The 8555-nt window shown below is 43.4% G+C and carries 8 protein-coding genes; 7 read left to right on the plus strand and 1 reads right to left on the minus strand.

Annotated features, from left to right (window positions below; all coding sequences use genetic code 11):
* The first annotated feature begins 2 nt into the window (after positions 1 to 2).
* Complete coding sequence (locus Q0R37_RS04570; protein ID WP_294751857.1) at positions 3 to 1094, plus strand: type II secretion system protein; 1092 nt, start codon at positions 3 to 5, stop codon at positions 1092 to 1094.
* A gap of 69 nt (positions 1095 to 1163) precedes the next feature.
* Here Q0R37_RS04570 and Q0R37_RS04575 read toward each other — a convergent pair whose 3' ends face one another.
* Positions 1164 to 2051 (minus strand): A24 family peptidase, encoded by an 888-nt coding sequence (locus tag Q0R37_RS04575; RefSeq protein WP_294751859.1) that lies wholly within the window; start codon positions 2049 to 2051, stop codon positions 1164 to 1166.
* A 136-nt stretch (positions 2052 to 2187) separates the two neighbouring features.
* Here Q0R37_RS04575 and Q0R37_RS04580 point away from each other — a divergent pair, with 136 nt between their 5' ends.
* The 6 genes from Q0R37_RS04580 (at position 2188) to Q0R37_RS04605 (ending at position 8236) form a co-directional block, all read left to right on the plus strand.
* Positions 2188 to 3870 carry a type II/IV secretion system protein gene (locus Q0R37_RS04580; RefSeq protein WP_294751861.1) on the plus strand — a complete coding sequence of 561 codons (1683 nt, stop codon included), beginning with the start codon at positions 2188 to 2190 and terminating at the stop codon, positions 3868 to 3870.
* A gap of 24 nt (positions 3871 to 3894) precedes the next feature.
* Complete coding sequence (locus Q0R37_RS04585; RefSeq protein ID WP_294751863.1) at positions 3895 to 5010, plus strand: type IV pilus twitching motility protein PilT; 1116 nt, start codon at positions 3895 to 3897, stop codon at positions 5008 to 5010.
* A gap of 433 nt (positions 5011 to 5443) precedes the next feature.
* The gene (locus tag Q0R37_RS04590) at positions 5444 to 5950 is read left to right on the plus strand and encodes a type II secretion system protein (protein ID WP_294751864.1); all 507 of its coding nucleotides are present in this window, start codon (positions 5444 to 5446) and stop codon (positions 5948 to 5950) included.
* A gap of 259 nt (positions 5951 to 6209) precedes the next feature.
* Positions 6210 to 6725: a type II secretion system protein gene (locus Q0R37_RS04595; RefSeq protein WP_294751866.1), complete on the plus strand. Its 516-nt coding sequence runs from the start codon at positions 6210 to 6212 to the stop codon at positions 6723 to 6725.
* A 246-nt stretch (positions 6726 to 6971) separates the two neighbouring features.
* On the plus strand, positions 6972 to 7484 hold the full coding sequence (locus Q0R37_RS04600) for a type II secretion system protein (protein ID WP_294751868.1): 513 nt from the start codon (positions 6972 to 6974) through the stop codon (positions 7482 to 7484).
* 173 nt (positions 7485 to 7657) lie between these two features.
* Entirely contained in the window at positions 7658 to 8236 is a 579-nt protein-coding gene (locus tag Q0R37_RS04605) for a prepilin-type N-terminal cleavage/methylation domain-containing protein (RefSeq protein ID WP_294751871.1), read from the plus strand.
* Positions 8237 to 8555 lie beyond the last annotated feature (319 nt).

Here is an 8555-nt window from a genome sequence, read left to right on the forward strand (position 1 = left end):
GTATGAAGAAAATGGTTAAAAAGGGCTTTACCCTTACGGAACTGATAGTTGTTGTTGCTATCTTTTCGATAATCATGGTAGCAGTAATGTCGCTTATAGATCCTGTATCCAACATCTATAAGAGTACGGCTCTGGCTGAAAGAACATATGCAAATGCTAACAGCATTCAGACCTATGTGCAGACTCAGCTCGAGTATGCGGAGTCTATGGTAGTTGCTACATCAAATAATATCGGCGACGGCGCAGGCGGCGTATCATCAGCAGAGCTTCAGGAGCTTGTCGAGGAATACGGCAGAAGTCACTTTAATTATATCGTTTCTGCCAAGGGAAGATCAGGAGCTGAGGAAGAGCTTGATAGTGTATGCTGGACAAACGGTAATATCCATGTGCTCAGACTGGTAAACAGCGGTGATGACAGAGGACAGGTAATGCACAGTGTATATCCGTTCAGATCAAATGATGATACAAACGGCGGATTTACACTTGTAAATCCGAGCTCGGTCACAGAAGAGCCCATGATAAATCCTGCATTTTTCCAGGCGAGAGATGCCAGATACAACTACACTTACGCTCTCGGTACCTGCAGATTTGTTAATGTGCCTGTTCCTACAGGCGGAGATCCGGATTCAGTCTACAGAGCGCTTGATCGTGATTTTAGGGGATTGGCTCCCGGTGTGGAACAAGCAAATTTCTCAATGTCTATCATTATAGATAAGGCAGGCAAGGATAACAGGGGCTCGATCGATGTGGCTGCTGATGACGGCAATGTTTACAGAGCATTCAGAAGTCCTGCAACGATCCAGGCTGCTCCTATCTCATTGACGAATATCAATACAATAGTAAAGTATTATAAAGATAGTGTGCTGCTTGGCAGACGCAGACCGATAAGACTTAACGGTACCGAGCCAATAGCATATCAGAGCACTATAACTCCCGAAGCAGCTGACGGCTGTGGCTGGAGCTATATCGCAAAAAGAGTTTCAGGTCCGGATTATGGTAAAGAGCTTATATCAAGCACCATAGACTGTACCGAGGATATATACTTCATCTATGCTTATACAGATGAAATGACACCAGGTGCAGCAGTATCGTAAAACTTAATAAAAAAGAACAGGCAGCAGTTAAATGCTGCTGCCTGTGCTTATTATTTTCTTTTTTAAGTATCACTGACCACTGAGTCTTTCGGGAATACTCAGATACCACTGAGCTATCTGATTGCCCCACAAAGAGCCGACGGCAATTCCTATTGCAAGGAAGGGGCCGAAAGCAAACTTTGAATCCTTGGTAACGCGCTTGACGATTATTCCGCCGACCGCAGCGACCATGATCCCGATAAATGTTGAAACGATAACAGCTTGTGTTCCGAGAAAAGCACCGGCGGCGAACATCAGATATGTATCACCCAGTTCAATAGCTCTGAAGTCTTCACCGAATTTCTTCTTTATGATCGGTCGGCTGACTTCTCCTATTATAAAGAAGGGGACGCTGATGATGAACGCTCCGATAATGCGGCTTTTAAGAGTTACGTCTTCATACTCCAGTGAGTGGAGAAGATGGAGAGGTATCGTAAGGACAAATATTACAGCTATCATGCTGATGAATATTTCCTTTGTGTCCCAGTCAATAAAGGCTATGCAGATAAGCAGGGACATCACAACGCAGGTTATTATGGATTTAACATTGATATCCAGAACATAAAACGTCAGGACGTAAAGAAGACCGTTAAGGCTTTCAACTATGGGATAGCGCGGCGATATCTTTGAGCCGCAGCTGTGGCATTTGCCTCTCAGCATTATCCAGCTGAAAACAGGTATCAGATCAATGGGTCTGATCTTTGCACCGCAGGTCATGCAGTGAGAAGCCTTTTCCTTATCTTCCTTTGTCTGCCCTATTCCGAGAATGGATGGGCTGTTTGGATCGGGAAGCCTGTAAATGACTACATTCAGAAAGCTTCCTATACATATCCCAAACAGAAAAACTATGACGTAAAACATGATCTTGAATGGCAGCTCGGTAAATTCATTATGGAGCATATCTTCAAATCCGAACATGATTTTACCCCTCCTTCATATTAAAATGTACATAATATTATTATAACATAAATTATGGAAAATTCAAGTAAAATTTTAGAATACTGCAGCGTATGACGGTACGCTCGGGTATTCAGAAAATAAGCGGAGGTTTTTTATGAGAAACGAGAGAATTGGTGACTACTTAGTCAATCAAGGGCTGATCACAAGCGAGCAGCTTCAGCAGGTTCTTGACGCGCAGAGAAATTCCAACGGTACCAAGAAATTCGGTGACGTTGTAGTTGAACTGGGCTTCATGTCCGAAGTCAATTTCGCAAAGGCTCTTGCAGGAAATCTGAGAGTACAGTACGTTGACCTTGACAACATTGAGATCAATTCCGACGCTGTACAGATGGTACCTGAGGCGCTTGCAAGAAAGCACACTGTAATTGCTATCAATGTACAGGGTAAACGTCTCACAGTCGCAACGAACGATCCTGTTAACTTTATTGTCCTCGAGGACATCAAGGTTTCCACAGGTATGGACACCGTTCCTGTTCTTGCAACAACATCTGCTATCAATAAGGCTATCGGTAAGTGCTACTCAATGCAGAACGTTGACAGCGTTCTTGAGAACGTAAGCGCTATGGGCGGCGACCTCGGCGAAATGAGCGAGGCTGACCTTGAGTCCAAGGACAGAGTTGAAAGCGCTCCTATCGTTAAGCTCGCAACTACTATCGTTGAGAACTCCTACAGAGCAGATGCGACCGATATCCATATCGAGCCCTTCGATAAGTATACAAGAATCCGTATCCGTGTAAACGGTGACCTCGTTGAACTCATGAACATTTCCAGTGCAGTTCACAGCGCACTTACAACACGTTTCAAGCTCATAAGCGGTATGAACATCGCTGAAAAGAGAATCCCGCAGGACGGCCGTTTCACACAGGTCGTTGACGGCACGACCCTTGACGTCCGTGTATCCTCACTTCCTATGGTACACGGTGAAAAGATCGTTATCCGTATCCTTTCAACAGGACAGATAGCACTCCGTAAGATCACCGACCTCGGTATGTCGGATTACAACTATACACTGTTCGAGTCAATGCTGAGAGTTCCTCACGGCGTTATCCTCGTTACAGGACCTACCGGTTCAGGTAAAACAACCACACTTTATGCGGCTCTCGGTGAGATCGCTAAGCCAAACGTAAACGTCGTTACCGTTGAGGACCCTGTCGAAAAGGCTATCGATGGCATTAACCAGTGTCAGGTTAACGTAAAGGCAGGTATGACATTCGCAGCTGCTCTTCGTTCTATCCTCCGTCAGGACCCTGACGTAGTAATGATCGGTGAGATGCGTGATACCGAGACTGCCGATATCGGTATCCGTGCCGCTATCACAGGACACCTTGTTCTGTCGACCCTCCATACCAACGACGCTGCTTCAACAGTTGTACGTCTGGTTGATATGGGTGTAGCTCCTTACATGGTTGCTACTTCTATCATCGGCGTTATCGCTCAGCGACTCCTTAAGGTCCTTTGTCCTGAGTGCAAGAAACCGAGAATGTCAACTCCCGAAGAGAACGAGCTTATGGGTATCGACCATTCTATCCAGATATTTGAGCCGGGCGGATGCCCTGTATGCAATAACACAGGCTACAGAGGAAGAACCGCTATCCATGAGATCATTCACTGTACCGCTAAGGTCTCATCCATCATTGCAGCTAACGGCAGCAAGGAAGAGATCGAAAAGGCAGCTAAGGAACAGGGAACCAAGCTTCTCCGTGACAACGCTTCCGAGCTTGTACAGGCAGGCGAAACATCAATAGACGAGCTTGTAAGAACAACATTTACAGTTTAATAGCTTGCAGGGAGGATAATTAATATGGCAATCGAAATACATAGAATACTTGACGAGGTCAGACTCCTCGGCTGTTCTGACCTTCATTTTACAGACAGGATCGCTCCTGTAGTACGTCTTAACGGTACACTCAGAACAATGCGTTCGCAGTACCCTGAAATGGATGAAGAGGAAATACTCAACATCGTTCATCAGATGACTAACGACGCTCAGCAGACAAGCATCAACAACCACCACGATACCGACTTCTCATTCACAACAAGAAGCGGCTACCGTCACCGTGTAAACGTATATTTCCAGAAGGGTAAGCCTGCTATCGCTATCCGTCTTCTGAGAAACGATATTCCTACTCTCGAGGATCTCGGACTTCCTCCGATACTCGCAGATTTCGCAATGCGTCCCCGTGGACTCGTTCTCGTAACAGGTCCTACCGGTTCGGGTAAATCTACTACCCTCGCAGCTATGATCGACTTCGTTAACCTTAACAGAAGCGCTCACGTAATCACTGTAGAGGATCCTATCGAGTACGTTCACGATCATAAGAGATGTATGGTAAACCAGAGAGAGATCGGCGACGACGTTGGAAACTTCGCCCTCGCCCTCAGAGCTGCCCTCCGTGAGGACCCTGATGTAATCCTCGTAGGAGAAATGCGTGACTTCGAGACTATCCAGGCTGCCGTAACCGCTGCCGAAACAGGACACCTCGTTATGTCAACACTTCATACCACATCAGCAGCTGATACAATCAACCGTATCATCGACGTTTACCCCGAGCATCAGCAGCAGCAGATCAGAACACAGCTCGCTAACAACCTCGTAGCTGTTATCTCACAGACACTTATTCCTAAGAAGGACGGTTCGGGACGTATCGCTTGTATGGAAATACTTAACGTTACAGACGCTATCTCCGCTATGATCCGTGATAACAAGATCCACCTTGTACAGTCTGCTATCCAGACAGGTAAGCAGCAGGGCATGATGTCTCTGGATATGGAGCTCGCAAGACTCGTTTCCAGAAATGTTATCAGCGAGGTAGACGCTCTCGAGAAGTGTCTCGACAAGACAGAGTTCTATCGTTTCCTTGCACAGTTCGGCGGCGGCGGAAGAAGTATGCCGTCACCTCAGCCAAATCAGATGTAAGATTAGTGATTTTTATAATACCGTCGGAATTACACCGACGGTATTATTTTTAGGGAATATTACAGATGAATAAAATTTTCAATGAAAAATTTCTCTCCGAAATGAAGTCTAAAACCTCAAATTTCACTCCAAAACACAGTTTACATTTTGTATAAACAGTTGTGAATATAACAAATACTAAATTAAAGATTTAATTTATTCATAAAAACTTGTGCAACTCGACGAAAACGACAAAAAAAATATGCCGATTTACCGTTCCGATGTAAAAAGTGCCTTTAAATATGGATTTTTTTCTTGGAATCTGTTGACATATTGTGAATAAGGTGATATACTATAATCACAGGGAAGGGAAAGGGAGAAAAAAATCCCCGGACCTAAAAATCGAGTGGAAGCAAAGCTTTCACAAATCTATATTTTAAAGGAGGGTTTTCTTATGAAAACTACAAAGAAAGGTTTTACACTTATTGAGCTCATCGTTGTTATCGCTATCATCGGTGTTCTCGCAGCAATCCTCGTTCCTTCAATGCTCGGCTATGTAAAGAAGTCTAAGGTTTCTTCAGCTAACTCAGCTGCAAGCTCAATCCAGAAGGCTATCAATACAGCTCTCATCGAAATGGACGAAGAGTATGAGGACGGCGCAGACGTAACATCTATCACTCGTGCAAGAGATGCAGATGAAATCACGGCTGATGGTACAGATAATGATGATGCTCTTTGGACAAAGATCAAGCACTACATGGATAAGGCTAAGAAGTGTGCATTCGTTGCAAACTGCGACGGCGGTGCAGTTCAGGCTGTAGCTGTAGCTCTCGATAAGAAGTACACAGGTACATATCCTTCAGGCGTTGTTACAGTTGACAACTATGGCGACTACAGCGCTGACGATGCTGACGGTCTTGACACAGCACTTGATGCTGCTATGACTAAGCTTACATCTTGATCGGTTGAGTAAAACCTATTAAAGTTTAACTTGAAAACAAAGGCTCCTCCCAGTAGGGAGGAGCTTTTTTTGTAACAATAATTGTATTAAAAATAGCAATAATGGTATAAAAAATTCATATTTTATAGCAAGAAAGTTATTGACACGTCAATAATTCTCTGATATAATATGTATCAAGCTTAGCAATAAGCGCCTATTCATGATTGAATGGATAAGAATGCGGGAATGCTTCTCGCGCACAATGAAAAGGAGGATATTTATGAAAAAGCAAAAAGGCTTTACCCTTATCGAACTCATTGTCGTTATTGCTATCATCGGTGTACTCGCTGCAATTCTTGTTCCGTCAATGCTTGGATATGTCAGAAAATCAAAGATATCATCAGCAAACTCAACAGCAACAACAATCCAGAAAGCGATCAATACAGTACTCCAGGAGATCGACGATAACTATGAGGTAGGTACGGAGATCGAGTACTTTGAAAGATCAGGCAACTCAAGCACAGATACAGTTACGACCGAGCCATCTATTGATGACGTAGTGAGCAATGAGGTGCTTTGGAAAATGATAACAAAGTATCTTGATTCGGGCAAGGCAAGAAAGCTTCGCTTCAAAGCGATCTGCGAAAGCGGTTCTTGCAATTATGTAGGTGTAAGCATAAGCAAGGCTTATACAGGAACTTATCCTACAGGTGTAGTGACCGTTGAAAACTTCAAGGAATACGCAGACGATTATGAAGCTGCCTGCGAAGATGCAAAGGACAAGTACTCTGCCTGATCTGTTTATAAGAACATTGAAGAGACCCTTTATAACGCAAGGGTCTCTATTTTTCTTAATGGTGAAATTCCACAATAAACAATCAGCAAATTTGTGGTACAAAAATCCACATTTCTATTGACAAAATATGAATTGTGTTATATTATATAAGTAGATAAATTTTATTTATATTTAGCCGCAGTGCGGCATAATGCAGGAAAGCGGAAATGAGGAAAAGCCGAACGGCTTATTAAGGGGGAAATGAAAATGAAAAAGAGGAGAAACGGCTTTACGCTTATCGAGCTGGTCGTGGTCATTGCAATTATCGGTGTTCTCGCGGCGATACTTGTTCCGTCCATGGTCGGCTATGTAAAAAAGTCAAAGGTGTCGTCGGCAAATTCCGAGGCGAATTCGCTCCAGAAGGCGATCAATTCCGTGCTCATCGAGCTTGATGAGGAATATGACAGCGGCTCGGATATCACGGCAATCGAAAAATCAGACAGAGACTCGAACGAAGTGAGCATTACTCCGTCCTCTGCCGAGACCGAGATCGGCAAGGACGTAATGTGGAGTAAGATCTCACATTTCCTGAACAAGTCAAAAAGATTGACTTTCAAAGCCGAATGTGAAGGCGGCGCTGTAAAGGCTGTTGCTGTATGTTCCGACAATACGTACACAGGAACATATCCTTCGGGAGTTGTTACTGTTGACAACTTTACGGATTATAAGGGCGATTATGAAAAAGCCCTTGCAGACGCACTTACAAAGCTCACTACATAAGTAGTGAAAAATGCCGATAATTAACAGCTGAAAAAAGGCTTTTTTGTGTGTAACAGACTAAATGCACAATAAAGCGGCGAAAAAATTGTTACCGATTACTTATTTTATTATTGACAAAGTGTGAACTTTTTGATATAATATATATGGAAATTTGTATTGGGAGGTGCATGACGATGAAGACAAATAGGTCTAAAAAAGGCTTCACCCTTATGGAGCTTATAATCGTTATTGCAATAATTGGAATTTTACTCTCCGTTATGATCCCGACGTGGGGATATTTTATAACAAAATCCCGTGAAAGGAATGCCAACTCAAAGGCAAAGATAATCTTCACGGCAGCTCAGACGGAGATCACAAGGATAGCTGCAAGAGAGCGTACAATGGATGCCGATGATCAGTACATAACGAACGGTGATTTTTACTTCTATTCGCATAACGGAAACGGCGCAAAGTGCAATGCTGACGGTTCGGCTTTATCAGATACCGACAATGCCAAGTATGCACCGAGCAACGCAAGCTTCGGAAGAGCTGTTGCGCGTATAGCGGACGAAGAGGGCTTCTATAAGATATTCGTTCACAACTATATTGTTCAGTCGGTAATTTATTGCAACGTTGAGTCGGGCAGATATAAAGGCACTTATCCTATGACTACAGATCAGCTGAGTGAAGATGATCTGGATACTGTCAGAAGCGGCGATGTTAATGAGATGAATATGTCTCTTATGGTTTTCAGAACCGAAGAAGGCGCATAATAAAATGGACTTGGTTGCAGTCGCATATGCGGCTGCAATTTTTTTTATATATTGAGCTGTTGATGTATAGTTTTCAACAGTAATGTGGTTAGAAAGTTGAAAAGTTTGTGCTTGACAATATTCGAGAAAAAGTGTATAATTTAATTACTGTCCGACAGATACGGAAAAGTCAAGTGAGAAAAAATTGAAAGAAATTTTTAAAAAGTACTTGACAAGACCGACAGACAGTGATATAATATTAAAGCTGTCCCGCGAGGGATAGGAAACAGCATCTTGAAAATTGAACAATGCGAAGAAAAGAAAAACGACCCTTGAGATT

The organism is uncultured Ruminococcus sp. (assembly GCF_946415235.1).
Lineage (GTDB): Bacteria > Bacillota > Clostridia > Oscillospirales > Ruminococcaceae > Ruminococcus.

What these genes read in the sequence shown, in the direction of transcription:
- Q0R37_RS04570 (WP_294751857.1), top strand. Translation starts at nt 3, where the DNA reads ATGAAGAAAATGGTTAAAAAGGGCTTTACCCTTACGGAACTGATAGTT.
- Q0R37_RS04575 (WP_294751859.1), bottom strand. Translation starts at nt 2,051, where the DNA reads ATGTTCGGATTTGAAGATATGCTCCATAATGAATTTACCGAGCTGCCA.
- Q0R37_RS04580 (WP_294751861.1), top strand. Translation starts at nt 2,188, where the DNA reads ATGAGAAACGAGAGAATTGGTGACTACTTAGTCAATCAAGGGCTGATC.
- Q0R37_RS04585 (WP_294751863.1), top strand. Translation starts at nt 3,895, where the DNA reads ATGGCAATCGAAATACATAGAATACTTGACGAGGTCAGACTCCTCGGC.
- Q0R37_RS04590 (WP_294751864.1), top strand. Translation starts at nt 5,444, where the DNA reads ATGAAAACTACAAAGAAAGGTTTTACACTTATTGAGCTCATCGTTGTT.
- Q0R37_RS04595 (WP_294751866.1), top strand. Translation starts at nt 6,210, where the DNA reads ATGAAAAAGCAAAAAGGCTTTACCCTTATCGAACTCATTGTCGTTATT.
- Q0R37_RS04600 (WP_294751868.1), top strand. Translation starts at nt 6,972, where the DNA reads ATGAAAAAGAGGAGAAACGGCTTTACGCTTATCGAGCTGGTCGTGGTC.
- Q0R37_RS04605 (WP_294751871.1), top strand. Translation starts at nt 7,658, where the DNA reads ATGAAGACAAATAGGTCTAAAAAAGGCTTCACCCTTATGGAGCTTATA.